Raw genomic sequence first — 20,668 nt, 5'->3', positions numbered from 1 at the left:
GTGGGGACGGAATTCGCGTCCAGGCACCTGCAGTATGAGATGTTCTATGCCGGCGGGCAGTATGTCACGCGAGGACATAGCTACCGCACCTACGACTGGGCGCGCGCCACAGACATGGCAAAGCGCGTCACAGGCTCCTACCAACTCGAGGATTTCCTGAAGACCGACGACCAGGCCGCCTGAGGAAGGAGAAGCGATGTCCGTGACGCACGAAGCCGCTGCCGCCGGCTGTCCCTTCCATGCGGGTCAGATTCCCGACTATCCGACACGTCGCAGCGGCTGCCCGCTCGATCCGCCGCCCGCGCTGGCCGAGCTACGCAAGAGCCAGCCCATCGCGCGCGTGAAGATGTGGACCGGCCAGGAGGCCTGGCTCATCACGCGCTACGAGGACGTGCGCGCGCTGCTGGCCGATCCGCGCGTGAGCGCCGACAACTCGAAGCCCGGCTATCCCGGCGCCAATCCCGGCATGGCCATGGTGCGCGCGAAGTACCCGAGCTTCATCACCATGGATGCGCCGGCGCATCCCTTCTTCCGCCGCATGCTGACCGGCGATTTCACGGTCAAGCGCATCGAAGCGATGCGGCCGCGCATCCAGGCCGTGGTGGACGAGCAGATCGACGCCATCCTGAAGAAGGGCCCTCCCGCCGACGTGGTGGATGAGCTGCTGCTCGCCCTGCCGATGACCATGATCTGCGACCTGCTCGGCGTGCCGTACGAGGACCAGCACTTCTTCCACGAGAAGGGGATGATCATCGCCAATGCCAAGACGCCGCCGGCGGTCGCGGCGCAGGCGATCGTCGAGCTCTGCGACGGCTATATCGGCGACATGATCGACCGGAAGAACGCCGATCCCGGCGACGACATGTTCAGCCGGCTCGTGGTGAACCAGCTCCGCCCCGGGCACATCACCAAGCAGCAGCTCATCGGCATCGGCCGCCTGCTGCTGGTGGCGGGGCACGAGACCTCGGCCAATACCATGTCGCTCGGCCTGCTCGCGCTGCTCGAGCATCCGGAGCAGCAGAAGGCGCTGGTGGAGGATCCCTCGCTGCTGAACGGCGCGGTCGAGGAGATCCTGCGCTATGTGGACGCGGCCCATGCCGGCCGCCGCCGCACGGCGCTGGAGGATATCGAGATCGGCGGCGTCACCATCCGCGCCGGCGAGGGCATCATCTGTCACAACCCCGCCGCGGACCGCGATCCCGCGACCTTCCCGGAGCCCGACCGCTTCGACATCCGCCGCGATGCGCGCGGCCATGTGGCCTTCGGCTACGGCGTGCACCAGTGCCTTGGCCAGCCGCTGGCCCGCGCGGAGGTGCAGATCGCCATCGGCACGCTCATGCGGCGCATCCCGACCATGCGGCTCGCCGTGCCGGTCTCGGAGCTGGACTTCAAGGAGGACAACTTCGTCTACGGCGTCGAGCACCTGCCGGTGACGTGGTGAGGGGATTTTTGCGATGCGCGTGATCATCGAAGAGGACAAGTGCTGCGGCGCCGGTCAATGCGTGCTGGCCGCGCCCACGGTCTTCGACCAGCGCGAGGAGGACGGCATCGTCATCCTCCTCGACGAGACGCCGCCCGACGACAAGCTCGACGAGGTGAAGCAGGCCATCCGCCTCTGCCCGGCGCTGGCGATCAAGGTCGAGATGTGAGGCACGTCGTCATCGTCGGCGCCTCGGCCGCGGGGCTTGCCGCGGCGGAGACGCTGCGGGCAGAGGGCTTTGCCGGCGCCATCACGATGATCGGCGAGGAGCGGCATGCGCCTTACGACCGGCCTCCGCTCTCCAAGCAGCTCATGGCCGGGGCCTGGGAGGCGGATCGGCTCGCGCTCCGCGACGGCGACAGCCTCGCGACGCTGAAGGCGGAATGGCGGCTCGGCACGCGCGCGGCCGCGCTCGATGCGGCGGCGCGCAGGGTCACGCTGGAAGGCGGCGAGAGCCTGACCTTCGACGGGATGGTGATCGCGACGGGCGTGCGGCCGCGCCGGCTCGCCGCCCCCGTGCCGGCGGGCGTCCATGTGCTGCGCGGGCTGGAGGATGCGCTGGCGCTGCGTGCGGCGCTGTCGGCCCGGCCGCGCGTCGTCGTCATCGGATCGGGCGTGCTGGGCGCCGAGTTCGCAGCCACGGCCCGCGGGCAGGGGTGCGAGGTCACGCTGATCGGCAACGCGCCGCTGCCCATGGTCCGGCAGTTCGGCTCGGCCGTCGGCGAGATGATCGCTGCGAAGCACCGCGCGGCTGGCGTGGTGCTGCGCCCCTCCACCGAGGTCGTCGGGATCGAAGGCGAGGCCCAGGTGACCGGCGTCCGCCTCGCGACCGGCGAGGTGGTGGCAGCCGAGCTCATCCTGGTCGCCATCGGCTCCGTGCCGGCGATCGACTGGCTCCGGGACAGCGGGCTCGAGCTCGGCGACGGCGTGATCTGCGATGCCTTCTGCCAGGCCGCGCCCGGCATCTACGCCGCCGGCGACGTCGCCTCCTGGTGGCACGAGGGCTATGGCCGCCGCCTGCGCATCGAGCATCGGATGAACGCATCCGAGCAAGGTGCGGCAGCCGCGCGCAACCTGCTGGGCGCTCGCCAGGAATTCCGGCCGATTCCCTTCCTCTGGTCGGACCAGTTTGACGTGAAGCTGCAAAGCTACGGCCTCTTTCCGCCCGACGGAGAGATCGAGATCGAGCCGGATGCGTCGGTGCCGGAGCGCTTCGTGGCTTTCTGCCGGCAGCAGGGGCGGCTGGTCGGCGCGCTGGGCTGGAACGCCGTCAAGGCGCTCCGCTTGGCCCGCCAGCGTCTCGTTACGGCCGGGATCTGACCGGCACGGGACGGCCGATGCACGGCGCGTCGGCTGCAACGATCACACCAGCGCCGGAGCGGGCCGGAAGGCGCGCTGAATGACGGCAGCGTGCGGCAGCACGACCGCCGGCTTGCGGCCAAAGCGGCGCGACCCTGTCGGTTCAAGGTCCGCAAGCAGGCTCAACAGGGTGTCGGTCCGGAAGCGCGCGGCCCTGCGCCATGGCTGCGGGGTGAGAGGTCAGGGCGGGCGATGGCCTGCGCGGCTTCCGTCGCGACATGGCAGGCGACGAGATGCCCTTCCCCCTGCGTGGTCAGCGCGGGCTGGCTGTCCGTGCAAAGCGGCGCGCGCGCCAGCGGGCAGCGTGCGCGGAAGACGCAGCCGCCCTCGCCCGAAAGGCCCGCCGCCTCGACGGGTTGCTCCGCCTGGCGGCGTGCTTCCACGGCGGGATCCGGGCTCGGGACGGAGCCCAGCAGCAGGCGCGTGTAGGGGTGCAGCGGCGCGGCATAGATGCGCGCGGCAGGCCCGATCTCCACGAGATGGCCGCGATACATCACCGCCACGCGGTCCGAGACATGGCGCACCACCGCGAGGTCATGCGCGATGAAAAGGTAGGTGAGGCCGAATTCCTCGCGCAGGTCCTGCAGCAGATTGATGATCTGCGCCTGGATGGAGACGTCGAGCGCGGAGACCGGCTCGTCCGCCACCACGAGGTCGGGCCGGATCACCAGTGCGCGCGCGATGCCGATGCGCTGGCGCTGCCCGCCGGAGAACTCGCGCGGATAGCGGTCCAGCGCGGTGGCGGGCAGGCCGCAGAGATCGATGATGCGGCGGACCTGCTTTTCGGCGGCCGCGCCCGCGGCGATGGAGAAATTGCGCAGCGGCTCGGCGATGGCCTCGCGCACGGTCATGCGCGGGTTGAGGCTGGAATAGGGGTCCTGGAAGATCATCTGCGCGCGCCGCCAGAGCTGCCGGCGGCCCGCGCCCCTCAGCCGCGTGACCTCCATCCCCGCGATCACGCTGCTGCCCGAGGTCGCCGGCAGCAGGCCGACCACCATGCGCCCGAGCGTCGACTTCCCCGAGCCGGATTCGCCCACGAGGCCGAGCGTCTCGCCGCGCGAGATGTCGAAGCTCACATCCTGCACGGCGCGGACGGGGTTGCGGCGGCCGAGGAATCCCACGCCGGGAAAGTGCTTGCGCAGCTCCCCGACGCGGAGCATGGGCGGCTCGGTCATGCCGCGGCCAGCCAGCAGCGCGCGTGGTGCTGCGGCGCGAGGGGCTCCAGCGCCGGCTCCTCGCGCGCGCAGCGGTCGAAGGCCAGCGCGCAGCGCGGATGGAAGCGGCAGCCGGAGGGCGGGTCGGCCGGGTCGGGCGGCTGGCCGGCGATGGCGGCGAGGCGGCCCGCCGGCGCATCCAGCCGCGGCACGGATTGCAGCAGGGCGCGGGTGTAGGGGTGGCGCGGCGCCGTCAGCACCTCGGCGACGGGACCGTCCTCCACCACGCGCCCGGCATACATCACGATGACGCGCTGGCAGAGGCTCGCGACCACCGCGATGTTGTGCGTGATGAGCAGGATGGCCGTGCCGCGCTCGTTGAGGCGCCGCAGCAGGCGCAGGATCTGGTCCTGCACCGTCACGTCCAGCGCCGTCGTGGGCTCGTCGGCGATGAGCAGGCGCGGGGAGTTGGCCAGCGCCATGGCGGTGAGCGCGCGCTGGCGCATGCCGCCGGAATACTCGTGCGGATAGGCCTCGGCGCGCTCGGCCGGGTTGGGAATGCCGACCCCGGCGAGCAGGTCGCGCACGCGCGTGGCGATGGTCTTCCGCGGCACCGGCGCATGCGCCGCGATGGCCTCGCCGATCTGGTCGCCCACGCGCAGCACGGGGTTGAAGGAGGTCATCGGGTCCTGGAAGACCATGGCGATGCCGGTGCCGCGCAGGGCACGGATGCCCTCGGCGTCCATGGCCAGGATGTCCCGCCCCTCGAAGGCGATCGAGCCCGTGAGCTTCGCCCGCGGCGGCACGAGCTGGAGCACGGCGCGCGCCGTCAGCGATTTTCCGGAGCCGGACTCGCCGACGATGCCGACGATCTCGCCTGGCATCACCTCGAAGCTGACGCCGTCCACCACGGCGGCGTCCCCGAAGGCGATGCGCAGGTCGCGCACAGAGAGCAGCGGCGCGCTCACCGCCGCGCGCCGCCGACGGCGCGGCTCTCGCCGAGCCCGTCGCCGATCAGGTTGCAGCCCACGATCGCCATGGCCAGCGCGAGGCCCGGGAAGGTGGTGAGCCACCAGGCCTGGTCGATGTAGAGCTGCCCCTGCTGCAGCAGGAATCCCCAGCTCGGATGCTGCGGGTCGCCGAGGCCCAGGAAGCTCAGGAAGGATTCCGACATGATGGCCGAGGCCACCTGCAGCGTCGCGCTCGCCAGCAGGTAGGGCAGCACGTTCGGCAGGATGTGGCGCAGCAGGATCCGCGAGCGCGAGGCGCCGGACATGGCGGCGGCGGCGATGAACTCCTCCTGCCGGATCACCTGCACGCGCGTGCGGATGATGCGCGCGGTGGCCATCCAGCTCAGCAGGCCGATCACCATGATCTCGTTGAACAGCGAGCTGCCGAGCAGCGAGACCACCACCACCGCGACCAGCAGCTTGGGCAGGACCTGGAAGACCTCGGTCATGCGCATGAGGCCTTCGTCGACGGCGCCGCCGAAGAAGCCGGCGGCGAGGCCGATGCCCACGCCGAGGACGACGCCCACGACGGCGCTGAACAGCCCGATGCCGAGCGTGACGCGGCCGCCGTAGAGGATGCGCGCGAAGAGGTCGCGGCCGAGATCGTCCGTGCCGAGCGGATGCACGGCGTCGGGCGGCGCCAGGATGTCCGGGCTCAGCGCCAGCGGATCGACCGGGGCGAGCAGCGGCGCCAGCAGCGTGCCGAGCACGATGATCCCGACGAGAAGGAAGCCGATGGCGCTGGAGGCCGGGATGCGCCCCATCCTCGGGCGGCGGAGCCGGGCCGGGCGCGCCAGGGGGACCGTGCTTGCGGCGTCGCTCGGCATCAGCGGCGAATCCGCGGGTCGAGCGCCGCGCAGACCAGGTCGGAGACCGTGTTGGCCGCGATCACCACGACGGAGGAGAAGATGAAGGCCCCGGTCAGCAGGGGAAAGTCGCGGCGGTTGATGGCGTCGTAGAAGACACGGCCGAGGCCGGGCCAGCCGAAGACGATCTCCACCACGACAGCGCCCGAGAGCACCGCGCCGAACTCCAGCCCGATCACCGTGACGGTGGTAACGACCGCATTGCGAAAGGCGTGGTGCCAGAGCAGCCCGCGCGGCGAGACGCCCTTGGCCGCGGCGACGAGGATGAAGTCCTGCTGCAGCGCCTCGATCATCGCGGTGCGCGTGAAGCGCGCGATCATGGTGAGCAGGAAGATCGCGAGCGTCACCGCCGGCAGCACGAGATGCGCCGCCACGTCCATCGCATGGGCGAAGCCCGTGTAGGTCTCGCGCGCCGAGGTCATGCCGCTCGCCGGTAGCCATTCCAGCTCGACCGCGAAGAGCAGGACGAGGAGCTGGCCGATCCAGAAGCCCGGCACGGAATATCCGATGAGCGAGCCGGCGCTGATCGTCGCGTCGAGCCGCGTGCCCGCATGCTTCGCGGCCAGCACGCCGAGCGTGATGCCGATCAGCGAGGCCAGCGCCATGGAGGCGAGCGTCAGCAGCAGCGTGGCCGGGAAGCGGTCCAGGATCACGTCGAAGACCGGCCGCCCCAGATAGATCGACATGCCGAAATCGCCTGTTGCCGCCTTGCCCATCCAGGCGAGGAACTGCTGCCATTGCGGCTGGTCCAGCCCGTATTCCGCGCGGATCTGCGCGAGGAACTCGGGCGTCGGCGCGTCGCCGGCGAGGATCATCGCGGGGTCGCCGGGCGCCAGGCGGATCAGGAAGAAGGTCAGCGTCACCACCGCGAGGACGAGCGGGATGGAGAGCATCGCCCGCCGGAGCAGGAGGGCGAGGAGGCCCCGCCCCATCAGCGTCCCGTGGGCATGGCGTGGGCGAAATCCTCGCGCAGCGGCGCGTCGCTCGCCTCGAAGACGCCGGTGGCGAAGCTGTCCCGGACAGCGCCGGGCAGGTTGTAGAAGCAGAAGGGGAAGACCGGCACGTCGGCCCAGACGATCTCCTGGATGCGGTCGTAGATCTCCTTGCGCCTGATGGGGTCGGTCTGCACGCGCTGCTCGTCGAAGAGCCGGTCCACCTCGGCGTTGCGGTAGGGGCTGACGTTCACCGCCGGCGCGTTGTAGATGTTGTTGGAGTTGTAGAAGCGCTCCACGCCCACGTCGGGATCGGGGCCGAGCGCGAAGCTCGTGATCACCATGTCGAAGTCGCTGTTCACATAGGCGCGCTGGATGAGCGTGCCGCGGTCCAGCGGCATCAGCACCACGCGGATGCCGACGGCCGCCAGGTTCTGCGCCATGATCTCGCCGATCTTGCGCGCCGGCTGGTCGGCGGCGCCGAAGAGGTAGCGCAGCTCGAAGCGCGTTCCGTCCGCGCGGCGCGGCTGCCCCGCCTCGTCCAGCAGCGCGTTGGCGCGGGCGGGATCGAGCGCGTAGTCGGCGAGCCGGTCGTTGTAGAGCGGTGAGTTGGGCGGCACGGGGCCGACCATGTTGCGCGAGAGGTTCGGGAAGACGCTGTTGCGGATGAAGCTGCGGTCGATCGCATGGAACAGCGCGCGGCGCACCCGCACGTCGCTATAGGGCGCGTTGCGCAGGTTGATGTAGGCCTGATAGGCCGAGGATGTGACCTGGCTGTACTTCAGCGCCACGCCGCGCAGCCGCGAGACGCGCGGAATCTCGGTGGCCGGCAGCGCGCTGGTGTAGACCATGTCGATCTCGCCGCGCGTGAAGGCCGCCATGCGCGCCGCGGGATCGGGGATGATGCGGAGGATCACCTCGTCGAAGACGGGCTTTCCGGGCACGTGGTAGCGGTCGTACTTCGCGTAGGTGATGCGGTCGCCGGGCGCGAAGCTCACGAACCGGAACGGGCCTGTGCCGATCGGGTTCTTGTTGTGCGGATTGCGGATCGGGTCCGTGTCTTCCCAGAGGTGTTTGGGCAGGATGGCGCCGCAGAAATTGTGCAGGCTCGACATCAGCGAGGCCTGCGGGTGCTTCAGCCGCAGGACCACCGTGCGCGCGTCGGGGGCGTCGATGCGGTCGATCGCCTTCAGCGCGCCGCGATAGGGGTTGAGCTTGGAGTTGAGCTCGCCGATCGAGAACTGCGCGTCGGCCGAGGTGAAGGGCCGCCCGTCATGCCAGAAGACGCCGTCCCGCAGGTGGAAGGTGTAGGTCGTGCCGTCGGGCGAGATCTCCCAGCGCTCGGCGAGGTCGCCCGTGATGCGGCCCTGGGAATCCATCCGTGTCAGCGCGCTGTAGACGGGAGCGCTGGCCACGGAGCTCGAGATGCCCGAGCTGATGGCCAGGTTGAAGAAGGGCGGATCCTCTTCGATCACGCCGATGAGCCGCTTCGGGCTTTGCGCAGCGGCGCCGCCCGCCAGCGTCGCTCCTGCTCCGAGGGCCAGCGCCCCGCGCCGCGTGAACCCGCGCATCACTCGGCCGCCAAGCTGCCCGCGGCGAGGCGCGGGTTGGGTGGCGTCGGGATGCCCATGTTCTCGCGCAGCGTCGCGCCCTCGTACTCCCTGCGGAAGAGGCCGCGCTTCTGCAACTCCGGCACCACCAGTCCGACGAAGGCTTTCAGCGAGCGGGGCATCACCGCCTGGGACACCATGAAGCCGTCGCAGGCCTTGCCGCGGTACCATTCCTCGAGCCTGTCGGCGACTTTGTCCGGCGTGCCCTTCACCACCGGGCTGCCGAGCGAGGGCAGAACGCGCTCGTAGGTCTCGCGGATGGTGAGCTTCTCGCGGCGCGCCATCTCGATGACGTAGGTGCGCAGGCTGGTGCCGCTCTTCACGTTCTCCGGGACCTCGGGGAGCTCGGCATCGAGGTTGTAGCCGCTGAGGTCCTTGTCCACGATCTTGGAAAGGTAGTGCACGCCGAGCGAGGGCGAGATCAGCGAGCGCAGCTCCTGGAAGAAATCCTCGGCCTGCTTCTCCGTCTCGCCGGTGAAAACGCTGATGCCGGGCAGGAAGCGCAGGCTGTCCGGCGCGCGGCCGTACTTCGCCATCCGCGCCTTGATGTCGGCATAGGCCTTCTGGCAGCTCTCCATGGAATCGCCGGCGCCGAACATCCCATCCGCATGCTTCGCGGCGAGCTCGCGGCCGCGGTCCGACTGGCCGGCCATGAAGACGACGGGATGGCCCTGCGGCGGCCGCGCGATGTTCAGCGGTCCCTTCACCTGGAAATGCGCGCCCTTGTGGTCGAGGTAATGGACCTTGGACGGGTCGAGGTACCGGCCGGTGGCCTTGTCCTGCGGGAAGGCGTCCTCGTCCCAGGAATCCCAGAGGCCCTTCGCGACCTCGACGAATTCCTCCGCGCGCTCGTAGCGCTCGTCACGGGCGAAATTCTCATCCCGGGAAAAATTCAGCGCGTCGCCGGCATATTGCGAGGTGACGACGTTCCAGCCGGCGCGGCCGCCGCTGATGTGGTCGATGGAGGCGAAGCGCCGCGCGACGGAATAGGGCTCGTCGTAGCTCGTGGTGTTGGTGGCAACGAGGCCGATATGGTCAGTCTTCATTGCGACGGCGGAGAGCACCGTGGTCGGCTCGAAGCCGGCGGGGCGGGCGGACGGAAAATTCGCGGCGAAGAGGGTGGGCTTGTCCATCTCGCGCACGGCATTGCCGTCGGCGAGGAAGACGGCATCGAACTTGCCGCTTTCGGCGATCCGCGCGGCCTCGATCACGTAGTCGAGCTTCATGACCGTGCCGGGCCAGGCGTCGGGATGTCGCCAGCCGCCGAGATGGGCGCCCGTCGCGTTGGGCATCATCATGAGATTCATCATCGCGAACAGTCCCCGAGGCCCGTGCCCTGGCGTGCCCGAAACCGGAGCAAACCAAGGACTTGCCTTCCTGCTGGCTCCTGGCGGGAGCAGGTCAGCCGGTGACTTCGCGGTGTTTCCCTGGTGGGGAGTTTGAGGACGGCCTAGCCGGCAAGTCAACGTGTGGCCATTGCCTGGCATGACGGGGGCCATCGCCCGGTGGTCGCCTTTCTCGGATCAGGCGGAAGTTGAGCCTGGCAAGGATGCGCTTTCCGAAGCGGCGCATGCTCGCGAATCCGCCTGCGGAGAAAGCGGGCCACGAAGAATGAATCCGCGCTACAGCCGTGATGCCTGGCGCGCAGGCGCGCTACTGCACGGCGAGAGGATCTCGGACTCAACCACTCCTCGCGGTAGCAACACGCCGCGAACAGGCGCTTCCTGTCCGATCCTAGACCGGTGCCACGGCGACCTTCTGGTATTCGGCTTCAGCCACCGGCTCCATCCAGGTGGTGTTGTCCGGGCCATCGGTCTCGACGAAGGAGATATGCGCGAAGAGGTGCCCCGCGATCGCACCGTGCCAGTGCACCAGGCCGGGCGGGACCTCGGCAACGTCACCCGCGCGGAGAAGCTGGGGCGGCTTGCCTCGGACCTGCACCATGCCGGTGCCTTGCGTGGCGAACAGCACCTGCCGTGTCTTGTGCGTATGCCAGTTGGTCCGCGCGCTTGGCGTGAACGTCACCAATGTGGCGCTCGTGCGCGATGGCGCGGCCGGTGTCGCCAAGGAGTCCTGCAGCACCGTTCCTGTGAAGCTGCTCGCGGATGCCGTCTTCGTGGCACGCTGCGTCGCCGGTCTGATGGTCACGTCGTCCATGGACAATTTCTCCCTGTTCATAGAGTGCCGCGTGTTCGCCAGGATGGCGAGACGCCATTCCGCTTCCGGCCGGAGGGCAACGCCGAAGCCCTCACGACGGATCCTGTTCCCTGTGGCGCGTCGCCGAAACCAGGCGGTGCGGACCGAGATCGTCAAGCGACGCGCATCCGATCTGGGCCAGGGTCATGTCGATCTCGTTGCGCATGAGGTGCAGGAGCTTCGCGGCGCCAGCCTGGCCCGCCGCGGCGACGGAGAACATCGCGGGCCGGCCGAAGGTGCACATCCGTGCTCCCAGGCTCAAGGCCACGACAATGTCGCTCCCCCGGCGGATGCCGCCATCGATGATGAGCTCCATGCTGTCGCCGACGCTCGCCCTGATATCCTCCAGGACGTCGAGCGGCGCTGGCGCCTTGTCGAGCTGCCGCCCGCCGTGGTTCGAGATGATGATTCCATTGGCGCCGGCCTGAGCGCAGATCAGCGCGTCTTCGGGATGAAGCACCCCCTTCACGAGCAGGGGTCCTTTCCAGAGTCGGCGGACGAGATGCAGAACCTCCCAGGTCTGCGCCGGCGCCGGCGTCTGCGAGCCATAGAGGTCGGCCACCGAGTTGGCGTCCTTCTCCACGCTGTAGGGCTTCCAGTTCTCCATCATCGGCACGCCGCCGCTCTTGAGGAAACCGAGGGTCCAGCGCGGCCGCAGCAGTCCCTGCAGGATGATGCCCGGCGTCAGCTTCAACGGTCGTGTGAAGCCGTTGCGCATGTTGCGTTCGCGCCCGCCGATGATCGGGGTATCGATGGTCAGCACAAGGACCTTGACCTGGAGCGCGGCCGCGCGCCGCACGAGATCCTCCACGATCGAGGAATCCTTGGTGCCGTAGATCTGAAACCAGGTTGTGTCCGGCGCCACCGCCATGGCGCTCTCGATGGAATCGCAACTGGCGCTGGACATGATGTAGGGGACGTTGGCCCCGGCCGCGGCTCGCGCGAGCATGAGATCGGCACCGGGCCGAAAGAATCCTGCGATGCCCATCGGGGAGATTCCGATCGGGCTGGCATATCGGTTGCCAAAGATCTCCACCGTCTGGTCGCGCCGGCTGACATCCACGAGATAGCGCGGAACCAGCCTGTGTCGCCGGAATGCCGCACGGTTTTCCGCCAGGCCTTCTTCGTCCGCCACGCCGCCGTCAATGAAGTCGAAGGCGATCCTGGGGAGTGCGGATCTGGCAAGTGCGCGCATGTCCTCCGCGTTCACGGCGGTGTCAAGATTCATGGTGTTCTTCCCCCGAAGGCCTGCGACCTGTGGGGCGCAGCGCCGGGTCATGAGACTTCAAGACGTTGCCCACGGCAATCCGCGGCGGGGGGGGGGGGGGAGGCCGCGTGCGCGTCCCCGATGAACGATGCGTGGGCGGCAGCCGAGGCCCTGCCTCCTGCGCACGGCGTCGCGCACAGGAAGCGGCTGGCCGCCCATTTCTCCCCACGCCTATTCGACCCGGATATTGGCCTCGCGAACGATGCGGCCATGCAAGGCGATCTGCTCCTGCCGGAAGGTGGCGCATTCGTCGGGCGTATTCGCACGGGTCACCGCGCCGAGCGTCTTCAGGAGCTCCGCGACGGCCGGCGCCTGGATGGCGCGGTTGAAGGTGGTGTTCAGATATCGAATGACCTCGCCCGGTGTCCCCGCGGGCGCGAAGATGCCGTTCCACTCGTAGGTCTCGTAGCCGGGCAGGGTGGCGGCGATGGCCTCGACGCCGGGCAGGACTTCCACGGGCACGACCCCAGCATGGCATAGCACGCGCGCCTCCGGCATCTGGAGCACCGGCACGGAGCCTGGGACGTTCGCGAGGTGCAGGGCGATGCGCCGGGCCAGCATGTCGTTCCTGACGGCCGGCGTATCCCGATAGGTCACGTGGTTGATGCGCACGTCGGCCATCTTGTTGAACAGCTCGAGCGAAATGTGCTGCGCCGAGCCGACGCCCGTGGAGCCCGCATCCAGGCCGCCCGGCGACGCCTTCGCGAGGGTGATGAGCTCGCGCACCGTTCGTGCCTCGAAGTCCCGGTGCACATTGATCGTGTTGGGAGCGACCATGGAGAGGAACACGGGCATGAGGTCCCGCTCGGTGTTGTAGGGGAGGCGAGCTCCGAACAGGGACGGATTCACCGAATGCGCGGTGGCGTCGTAGAGGAGCGTGTAGCCATCCGCGGGCGCATGGACGACGGCATTGGCCGCGATGGTTCCGGCCGCCCCGCCGCGGTTCTCCACGACGAATTGCTGTCCGGTGTTCTGCGACATCCAGTTGCAGAGGATGCGTGCGACGACATCCGCGGTGCCGCCCACTCCGTAAGCACAGATCACGCGAACCGGGCGGGCCGGAAACCGGCCCTGGGCACGCGCGATCGCGGGCGCGCCCAGCGTGGCTCCGAGGCTCGCGGAGAACAGAACCGCTCTGCGGCGCATCCTGGATATCGTCACTGGAAGCATGTCTTGTTTCTCCCTTTCCCGCTGAAGCGGGTTCTGGCTTCTGATGTGCCGTCAGCGGCCGCCGCGGCGGTTCCTGCCGAGGCGCCGGGCCGTCCAAATCGGATTCCCGAATTTCATCCGTTCCGTCCCTGTGGCGCTCTTTGCATCGCCGAGATCAGAATGCATTATATAAATTATAAGAAAAGTGGAGATGTTGCGGGACGCGAACATTCTGCCGCGCTGGGAGGATGTGTCGGCGTTGCCGACGCTGGAGGACGTGATGCCTCCCTGAACCGCTCCGGGATCTCCGGAGACTGTTTGGGTGATGCCTTTTGTCATCTCCAGGAAGCTGTGTAGCCTTCGGCCAGCGACCTGCTTCGAACTGATCGGAATCGCACATGCGCCTACGGGCCATCGTCTTGCTCGCCGTGACGCTCGCCCTGCCGGCGGCCGGGCAGACCCTGCGCATCGGCATCGGCTCCGATCCCAACATGCTCGACCCCGCCCGCTCGGGTGCCTTCGTGGATCGCGTGGTCTTCACGGCGCTCTGCGACCGCCTGCTCGACGTCGGGCCAGACCTGTCCTTCAAGCCGGAGCTGGCGACGGCCTGGGAATGGCAGGATGGCGGCCGCACGCTCAGGCTCACGATCCGCGAGGACGGCCGCTTCCATGACGGCACGCGGCTCGATGCCGAGGCGGTGAAGATCAACATCGACCGTTACCGCACCGCGCCCGAATCCGTCCGCAAGTCCGAGTTGCGGCCCGTCATTGCGGTCGAGGCGCCGGACCCGCGTACCGTCATCCTGCGGCTGGATCGCCCTTACGCGCCGCTGCTCTCGGTGCTGTCGGACCGCTCCGGCATGATCCTATCGCCCACCGCGCTGGCGCGGCTCGGCAGCCGCATCGCCGACGAGCCGGTGTGCTCAGGTCCGTTCCGCTTGGTGCGCCGCATCCCGCAGGACCGCATCGAGATGGAGCGCGTGCCGGAGCACTGGAACGCGGCGAACATCCATGTCCAGAGGCTGGTGATCCTGCCGGTGCCCGACAACACGGTGCGGCTGTTGAATCTGCGCTCCGGCCAGCTCGATCTGATCGAGCGTGTGACGCCGTCCGACATCGCCAGCGCACGGCGCGATTCACGCATCCGCATCGCGGAGTCCACGGCGATCGCCTATCAGTCCATCTACTTCAACACGGCGACCGGCGCGCTGCGCGATCCGCGGCTGCGCGAGGCGCTGGAGCTTTCCCTCGACCGCGAGATCATCAACCGCGTCGCACTGGAAGGCCTATTCGTGCCGAACAACCAGCCCGAGGCGCCAGGCACACCTTATCACTTCACCGACCTCTCCGCCCCCGCGCGCAACATCGAGAGGGCGAAGGCCCTGCTGCGCGAGGCCGGCCAGCCGAACCCGGCCTTCACTTTGCTCACGCCGAACAGCCCGGTCGAATCGCAGGTCGCGCAGATCATCCAGTCCATGGCGGCCGAGGCCGGCTTCCGGGTGAGGATCGAGACGCTGGAGGCCGCCACCATGGTGGGCCGCGCCGAGGCGAGGCAATACGACGTGGCCTTCGGCATCTGGTCCGGCCGCCCCGATCCGGACGGCAATATCGCGCTGTGGATCGCGACCGACGGCTTCCTGAACCGCATGGGCTACAGCAACCCGCGGGTGGATGCCGCCTTCGCCGCCGCGCGGCAAAGCACCGATCCAGCCGAGCGGCGGGTGCAGTATCACGCGGCAGCGGAGCAGTGGCTGGCCGATCGGCCGATCATGATGCTCTATCACTACCGCTGGTTCTGGGGCCTGCGCGCCGGTGTCACGGGCTTCCAGCCCTCGCCGGATGGATTGATTCGCTTCGCTGGCCTCCGCCTGCCGCCGCGCTAGATCTGTCGTGGATTGCAAGGGACGAAGGCCAGTCCGCGTCGCGATTTTCCGTAAATCTGCGCGACGATGCGGACTGCGCAATGCGGCAGGAGTGTTCGGAGGATCATGTGACACAAGCTCGTGGATCGAGCGGCTCCGAAAAGGCATCTACAGCCGGAGCGGCGACTGGAGCCCTGCGACGGCGAAGGTGGGCTGCCTGAACCGTCAATCCATGCGTCTCCACATCGCGCCCAGCAGGCAGGAAGCTTCCGCACATGCATTGACGGTTTGTTTGTCAACTTGTAAGACAAATTTATGGTGAGCGGATCGATCTTCGTGTCCGGGTCGAATACTGTGCTGCTGCCGCGCAATGATGATGGCGGAGTGGGAATGGACGGCGCGCCGGATCAGATCGAGGGTGTGAAGGACGAGGCCCTGCTGGTGACGGGCCAATCCGTCAGCTTGCGCTCGCTGGTCGTCGAGCGATTGCGCCTGGCCATCGTCACCGGCCGCTTTCGCCCCGGCCAGCAATTGCGGGAGCGGGAACTCTGCGAGTTGACGGGCGTAAGCCGCCCGTCCCTGCGCGAGGCGCTGCGCCAGCTCGATGCGGAAGGTCTCATCACGACTGCACCCCATCGCGGGCCCATGGTGACGGTCCTCACTTCGGAGGAGGTCGGCCAGCTCTACGACCTGCGCCGCGTCCTCGAGACCTTCGCGGCGCGGGAATTCGCCCGTCGCCGGCATCCCGATGACATCGCGGCGCTGCGGGAGGCGGTCAGCCGGCTGGGCGACGTGGAGACAGCCGGAACGCCGCTCGATATGCTGCAGGTCGGCACGCTTCTCTATGGAGCCATCGCGACAGGAAGCGGAAATCCGTATCTCGCCCAGTCGCTCGGCGCATTGCACAATCGGATCGCGCTGATCCGCTTCGTCTCGCTGCATCAGCCCGTGCGGATCGCGCAGACATTCGCCGCGCTCCGCGCGCTGAGTGACGCGATCATCGCCGGCGACGAAGCCCTCACCGAGCGGCTCTGCACGGAGCACCTGGAGTCCGTGAGCAAGTCGGCCAGGACCATTGTCGAGGCAGGCTACCGCATCCCCGGAACCATGACCGCCCCGGGCATCGCGGCGTGACCGCCGCAGGACACTGGAAGGACGACGAGATGGCCGGACCTGTTGTGATCTGGGGCAGCGGCGCCATCGGCGGCACCATTGGCGCCCATCTCGGTCGGGCCGGACGTGACGTGCTCTTCGTGGATGTCGTGCCCGAGCATGTCCGTGAGATTGCAGCGCGGCAGCTGCGGATCGAAGGACCGGTGGACCAGTTCGTTGCCGGCGGACCGGCGGTCGTGCCGGAGGCGATGACAGGCCGGCACAAGCTCATCATCCTCGCGGTGAAGGCGCATCATACGGAAGCCGCCACCCGGGCGCTGGCTCCCTTTCTCGCTGAGGACGGGGTGGTGGTCTCCTGCCAGAACGGCCTCAACGAACTGGTGATCGCCGACATCGTCGGGCGCGAGCGCACGATCGGCGCCTTCGTGAATTTCGGCGCGGACTACCAGGAGCCGGGGCGCATCACCTACGGCGTGCGCGGGGCTGTGGTGGTGGGCGAGCTGGACGGCCGCACCACGCCGCGGATCCAGGCTCTGCATGAGATGCTGAAGCTCTTCGAGCCTGAAGCTGTGCTGAGCGACAATATTTTCGGCTATCTCTGGGGCAAGGCCGGCTATGGCGGCATCCTGAAGGCCTCCGCCCTCACCAACGATACCATCTCCGGGTTCATCGGTGATCCCGGTCGCAGATCCCTCATCATCGCATTGGTGCAGGAGATCCTCTCCATCGCCGCTGCGGAGAAGGTGACGCCGATCGGCTTCGACAACTTCGATCCCGTTGCCTTCCTGCGGAATGACCGGGCGGCGATGGATGCCTCGCTGGCCGCGCTCGTCGAATACAACAATGGCACGGGCAAGCCGCGCAGCGGCATCTGGCGCGATCTCGCGGTGCGCAAGCGGCGGACGGACGTCACGGCGCAACTGGCGCCGGTGCAGGCCGCAGCGCGGCGACATGGCGTTCCGACCCCCTGTATCGACCGGCTCATCACCCTCATCCAGGCTGTGGAGGCGGGGCAACGCACGATCGGCTCGGAGCTGGCCGACGAACTCGGCGGGCTCGTCCCCGCTGTTTGAGGAGAGAAGAACATGAGCACCGTGATCGAGGCCGCGTTGCGGGATGTCGCGTTGGAGGGCGTGGATAGCGCCCTGATGATGCGCCACCTGACCCATATCGCGCAGTACGTGAAGCTCAGCGGCTCGAAGGAAGAGGCGGAAAGCCTCGCCTATATCCGGGACGTCATGGACAGCTACGGCTACACCACCTCGCTGATCAAGCACGACGCCTATATTTCCCTGCCGCGCAAGGCGAGCGTGACGGCCGATGGCCGCGCGCTGAAGGCCATCACCCATTCCATGTCCCATTCGTCACCCGCGGCGGGGACGACGGGTCGGCTGGTCTATGTCGGCGAGGGCACGGACGCCGATTTCGCGAAGCAGGACGTGACCGGATGCATCGTCCTGGCCGAGGGCATCGCGACTCCCGGCGTCTCTCAGCGTGCCTCGCGCGCCGGCGCGGTGGGCCAGCTGCACATCAGCCCGCACGAGCACCTGCACGAGATGTGCATCTCCCCGGTCTGGGGCAATCCCTCCGACGAGACCATGGCGGAGATGCCCGCCACCGTCGCCTGCACCGTCTCCGAGGCGGACGGCACAGCGCTACGCGAGGCGCTGGCGCGTGGCGAGACACCTGCGCTCACCCTGCACGCGGAGGTGGATACCGGCTGGAGGAAGACGCCGATCCTCGTCGCCGAGCTGCCCGCCGATCCGGCCGCGAAGGACGAGCCCTTCATCCTGTTCTCCGGCCATCACGACACCTGGTATTTCGGCGTGATGGACAATGGCACCGCTAACATCACCATGATGGAGGTGGCCCGCCTTTGTGCCCAATCGCGCGGCGCCTGGCGGCGCGGCCTAAGGCTCTGCTTCTGGTCCGGCCACTCGCACGGCCGGTACTCGAGCTCCTCCTGGTATGCCGACACCCACTGGGATGAGCTCGAGCGCCGCTGCGCCGTGCATGTGAACATCGACAGCGTGGGCGCGGCGGGCGCCAGCATCCTCTCCGAGGCGCCCACCGCGACGGAACTCACCGGCTTCGCCGCCGGGGTCATCGCGAAGCAATCCGGGCAGACACTGAAGGGCAAGCGCATCGGCCGCGGCGGCGACGAAAGTTTCTGGGGGATCGGCATCCCCGCTATGTTCATGGCTTTCAGCGAGCAGGTTCCAGGCAATGTGAAGCTGCGCCATGCGCTCGGCTGGTGGTGGCACACGCCGGGCGACCTGCTGGACAAGATCGACCCGGAGAACCTGGCGCGGGATGCACGGATCTATCTGAAGATCCTCGACCGGCTGCTGACCGATCCCGTGCTGCCGATCGACCAGGCCGCACAGCTCGCCTCGCTGCAGGCGGAGTTGCGCAAGCTCGGCGGCACGACCGCGCACGATCTGCCGCTCGACGAGCTCGATGCCTGTATCGCCGCGCTCGGTGCCGCGCTGGCGCGAGCCCGTGCCTCCTGGCCCGCGGAGCGGTTGAACGCCGCCATGATGCGGCTCTGCCGGGCATTGGTGCCGCTGGACCACACGCGCGGCGACCGCTTCGTGCATGATCCCGCCCTGCCGCTCTCGGCCTGGCCGGTGCTGGACCCGCTGCGGCGGCTGGCGGCAGCGCAGCCTGGGACGGATGCGGCGAAGCATCTGGCCGTCTCGGCACGACGCGCGCGCAATCGCATCGCCCATGCCCTGCGGGAGGCGGCGGCCATCCTGACGGATTGACTGGGCATGGATCGGTGCCCCGGGGTGAGGGGGCGCCGCGTGCCACTCCTAGTCCAGGCGGATGCCCGCCTTTGGGATCACATCCCGCCAGCGCGCGGCATCGGCCGCGATGAAGGCTTCGAGTTCCGCCTGGCTGTGCGGCATGCGGGACAGGCCGAAATCGGCCATCCGCCGGTCGAAATCCGGGTGGAGCGTGACCGTCGTCACCGCCTCATGGATCTTCTGCACGATCGGTGCGGGAATACCGGCTGGGCCCGCGATGCCAAGCCAACCGTAGAACTCGTAGTCCGGCACGCCCTGCTGCGCGATCGACGGAAGTCCCGGCATGAAGGACGAGGCCTCTCGGGAGGTGACGCCTAAGGCCCGCAGCCGGCCGTCTCGCACGAGGTCCCGCGTCGCAATGACGGTGTCGGACATCAGCATGAGCCGCCCAGAGAGCAGGTCGCCCATCGCCGCGGAAGAGCCGCGATAGGGCACATGTGTCAGCTCGATGCCCGTCAGATTCGCGAAAAGCGCCATTGCCAGGTGGGAGCTCGATCCATTGCCGAAGGAGCCATGGAACAAAGCGCCGGGATTGGCCTTGGCGTACGCGATCAGCTCCTGGATGTTGCGCACCGGCAAGGACGGATTCACCACAAAGACATGCGGTCCGATCGCGAGCGGCGCGATATGCGTGAAGCTCCTCAGAGGATCGTAGCCAAGGCTTGGATAGAGGCTCGGCGCAATGGTCAATGGGCCCGAGGTGGAAACGACCAGCGTGTAGCCGTCCGGCTGCGAGCGCGCGACATACTCTGTGCCGACGGTGCCGCCAGCGCCCGACCGGTTGTCGATGACCACCGTCTGACCAAGCAATGTCGTCATGCGCTCAATGGCAAAGCGCGCGACGAGATCCGAGACGGCGCCAGGCGGGTAGGCGACGACGAGCCGGATCGGCCGGTCCGGCCAGATGCCTGTCTGCGCGCGGACAGGCTGTATGAGCGAAGCGGCGGTGGTTCCAGCGAGCAGGGCGCGCCGGCCCGTGGAAGTCATCAAGCTGCGTGAGTTCATTGTAAGGTCTCCCGACGACGGTTCAGTGCCAGCGTCCTCTGAGGTTGTTTTGGGGCTTGCGCCCGCACGTGCCGTCAGACCGCCTCGCGCTAGGCGCGGCCGCCATCCACCGAGACCACCTGTCCGGTGATCCAGCCTGCCTGTTCGCTCGCGAGGAACAGGGTGGCACTCGCGATGTCCTCCGGCACGCCCAGGCGATCGGTGCTGAGCTGCGACAGGACCTGAGCCTTCTTCTCGGCGCTGTAGCCCTCCCATTGCCGGCGGGCGTCAGGGGTCGCGGGGATGAGCCCGGGCGCAACCGAATTCACGGTGATGCCGCTCCCGCCAAGCCCGACGGAAAGCTGTTTCGTCAGCCCGATGACCGCATGCTTCGACGAGGTATAGGCATGCAGCCCCGTCCGGCTGGCGCGCAGACCGGCGCCGGAGGAGATGATGACGATCCGGCCCCAGCCGGCCTTGGCCATCACGGGCGCCGCGGCCTGGGAAAGCCAGATCGCGCTCTTCACATTCGCGCCCATGATGCGGTCCCAGTTGGCGTCGGTGATGTCCGCCAGAGACAAGTCCGAAAGGCCACAGATTCCGCCCGCCGCGAGGGCAAGGATGTCGAGCCGGCCTTCCGCCTCCGCCACCTTGCCGATCAGCGCTGCGGAACCCCTTTGGTCCGAGAGATCCTGGACATGAGACGGCATCCCCAGCTCGCGGCCAACCTGCTCGATGCCTGGATCGAGATCCACCAGATGCACCCGCGCGCCGGCATCGCGAAACGCCACGGCCATGGCGCGGCCGATTCCCTGCGCGGCGCCGCTGACCAGCGCCACTCGCCCGTCAAACCTGATATTCATCACCCATCCTTCA

The 20,668-nt window shown here is 68.3% G+C and carries 19 protein-coding genes; 8 read left to right on the top strand and 11 right to left on the bottom strand.

Annotated elements, in window-relative coordinates; all coding sequences use genetic code 11:
* The 4 genes from AC1ROY_RS32915 to AC1ROY_RS32900 form a co-directional block, all read left to right on the top strand.
* Nucleotides 1–183 (top strand): 4-hydroxyphenylacetate 3-hydroxylase C-terminal domain-containing protein (locus tag AC1ROY_RS32915; RefSeq protein WP_493153185.1); only part of this gene is annotated, 183 nt, incomplete at its 5' end.
* Nucleotides 184–196: 13 nt separating this feature from the next.
* Nucleotides 197–1,441, top strand: a complete 1,245-nt coding sequence (locus AC1ROY_RS32910) for a cytochrome P450 (RefSeq protein ID WP_493153184.1) — start codon at nt 197–199, stop codon at nt 1,439–1,441.
* A gap of 13 nt (nt 1,442–1,454) precedes the next feature.
* Nucleotides 1,455–1,649 carry a ferredoxin gene (locus AC1ROY_RS32905; RefSeq protein WP_493153183.1) on the top strand — a complete coding sequence of 65 codons (195 nt, stop codon included), beginning with the start codon at nt 1,455–1,457 and terminating at the stop codon, nt 1,647–1,649.
* Nucleotides 1,646–2,800 (top strand): NAD(P)/FAD-dependent oxidoreductase, encoded by a 1,155-nt coding sequence (locus tag AC1ROY_RS32900; protein WP_493153182.1) that lies wholly within the window; start codon nt 1,646–1,648, stop codon nt 2,798–2,800. The genes AC1ROY_RS32905 and AC1ROY_RS32900 overlap by 4 nt, the downstream gene beginning before the upstream one ends.
* Before the next feature lie 161 nt (nt 2,801–2,961).
* On the opposite strand, the gene AC1ROY_RS32895 is transcribed toward AC1ROY_RS32900, so the two are convergent.
* From AC1ROY_RS32895 to AC1ROY_RS32855, 9 genes are all read right to left on the bottom strand, one after another.
* Nucleotides 2,962–4,014, bottom strand: coding sequence for an ABC transporter ATP-binding protein (locus tag AC1ROY_RS32895; protein ID WP_493153181.1), 1,053 nt, complete (start codon nt 4,012–4,014; stop codon nt 2,962–2,964).
* Nucleotides 4,011–4,961 carry an ABC transporter ATP-binding protein gene (locus AC1ROY_RS32890; protein ID WP_493153180.1) on the bottom strand — a complete coding sequence of 317 codons (951 nt, stop codon included), beginning with the start codon at nt 4,959–4,961 and terminating at the stop codon, nt 4,011–4,013. The genes AC1ROY_RS32895 and AC1ROY_RS32890 overlap by 4 nt, the downstream gene beginning before the upstream one ends.
* Entirely contained in the window at nt 4,958–5,830 is an 873-nt protein-coding gene (locus tag AC1ROY_RS32885; RefSeq protein WP_493153179.1) for an ABC transporter permease, read from the bottom strand. Before AC1ROY_RS32885 ends, AC1ROY_RS32890 begins: the two co-directional genes overlap by 4 nt.
* Nucleotides 5,830–6,801: an ABC transporter permease gene (locus AC1ROY_RS32880; protein ID WP_493153178.1), complete on the bottom strand. Its 972-nt coding sequence runs from the start codon at nt 6,799–6,801 to the stop codon at nt 5,830–5,832. The genes AC1ROY_RS32885 and AC1ROY_RS32880 overlap by 1 nt, the downstream gene beginning before the upstream one ends.
* The gene (locus tag AC1ROY_RS32875; RefSeq protein WP_493153177.1) at nt 6,801–8,372 is read right to left on the bottom strand and encodes an ABC transporter substrate-binding protein; all 1,572 of its coding nucleotides are present in this window, start codon (nt 8,370–8,372) and stop codon (nt 6,801–6,803) included. The genes AC1ROY_RS32880 and AC1ROY_RS32875 overlap by 1 nt, the downstream gene beginning before the upstream one ends.
* Complete coding sequence (locus AC1ROY_RS32870) at nt 8,372–9,721, bottom strand: LLM class flavin-dependent oxidoreductase (RefSeq protein WP_493153176.1); 1,350 nt, start codon at nt 9,719–9,721, stop codon at nt 8,372–8,374. Before AC1ROY_RS32870 ends, AC1ROY_RS32875 begins: the two co-directional genes overlap by 1 nt.
* 424 nt (nt 9,722–10,145) lie before the next feature.
* Entirely contained in the window at nt 10,146–10,568 is a 423-nt protein-coding gene (locus tag AC1ROY_RS32865; protein WP_493153175.1) for a cupin domain-containing protein, read from the bottom strand.
* A gap of 91 nt (nt 10,569–10,659) precedes the next feature.
* A complete protein-coding gene (locus tag AC1ROY_RS32860) occupies nt 10,660–11,835 on the bottom strand; it encodes an alpha-hydroxy acid oxidase (protein ID WP_493153174.1) in 1,176 nt (391 codons plus the stop codon).
* A gap of 210 nt (nt 11,836–12,045) precedes the next feature.
* Nucleotides 12,046–13,020 carry a Bug family tripartite tricarboxylate transporter substrate binding protein gene (locus AC1ROY_RS32855; RefSeq protein ID WP_493153173.1) on the bottom strand — a complete coding sequence of 325 codons (975 nt, stop codon included), beginning with the start codon at nt 13,018–13,020 and terminating at the stop codon, nt 12,046–12,048.
* 401 nt (nt 13,021–13,421) lie between these two features.
* On the opposite strand from AC1ROY_RS32855, the gene AC1ROY_RS32850 reads away from it, so the two are divergent.
* The 4 genes from AC1ROY_RS32850 to AC1ROY_RS32835 all read left to right on the top strand — a co-directional run bounded on the left by AC1ROY_RS32850 (nt 13,422) and on the right by AC1ROY_RS32835 (nt 18,766).
* A complete protein-coding gene (locus AC1ROY_RS32850; protein WP_493153172.1) occupies nt 13,422–14,906 on the top strand; it encodes an ABC transporter substrate-binding protein in 1,485 nt (494 codons plus the stop codon).
* A gap of 369 nt (nt 14,907–15,275) precedes the next feature.
* On the top strand, nt 15,276–16,019 hold the full coding sequence (locus AC1ROY_RS32845) for a GntR family transcriptional regulator (protein WP_493153171.1): 744 nt from the start codon (nt 15,276–15,278) through the stop codon (nt 16,017–16,019).
* Nucleotides 16,020–16,048: 29 nt separating this feature from the next.
* Nucleotides 16,049–17,071: a ketopantoate reductase family protein gene (locus AC1ROY_RS32840; protein ID WP_493153170.1), complete on the top strand. Its 1,023-nt coding sequence runs from the start codon at nt 16,049–16,051 to the stop codon at nt 17,069–17,071.
* 12 nt (nt 17,072–17,083) lie between these two features.
* On the top strand, nt 17,084–18,766 hold the full coding sequence (locus tag AC1ROY_RS32835; RefSeq protein WP_493153169.1) for a M28 family peptidase: 1,683 nt from the start codon (nt 17,084–17,086) through the stop codon (nt 18,764–18,766).
* 48 nt (nt 18,767–18,814) lie between these two features.
* Here AC1ROY_RS32835 and AC1ROY_RS32830 read toward each other — a convergent pair whose 3' ends face one another.
* Together AC1ROY_RS32830 and AC1ROY_RS32825 are read right to left on the bottom strand one after the other, a co-directional pair.
* Entirely contained in the window at nt 18,815–19,813 is a 999-nt protein-coding gene (locus AC1ROY_RS32830) for a Bug family tripartite tricarboxylate transporter substrate binding protein (protein ID WP_493153168.1), read from the bottom strand.
* A gap of 89 nt (nt 19,814–19,902) precedes the next feature.
* Nucleotides 19,903–20,631 carry an SDR family NAD(P)-dependent oxidoreductase gene (locus AC1ROY_RS32825; protein ID WP_493153167.1) on the bottom strand — a complete coding sequence of 243 codons (729 nt, stop codon included), beginning with the start codon at nt 20,629–20,631 and terminating at the stop codon, nt 19,903–19,905.
* Nucleotides 20,632–20,668: the final 37 nt, after the last annotated feature.

The organism is Roseococcus sp. GW821-FHT12F05 (assembly GCF_058806835.1).
Note: the sequence above shows the minus strand (reverse complement) of the source record. Positions and strands in the feature narration are given on the sequence as shown.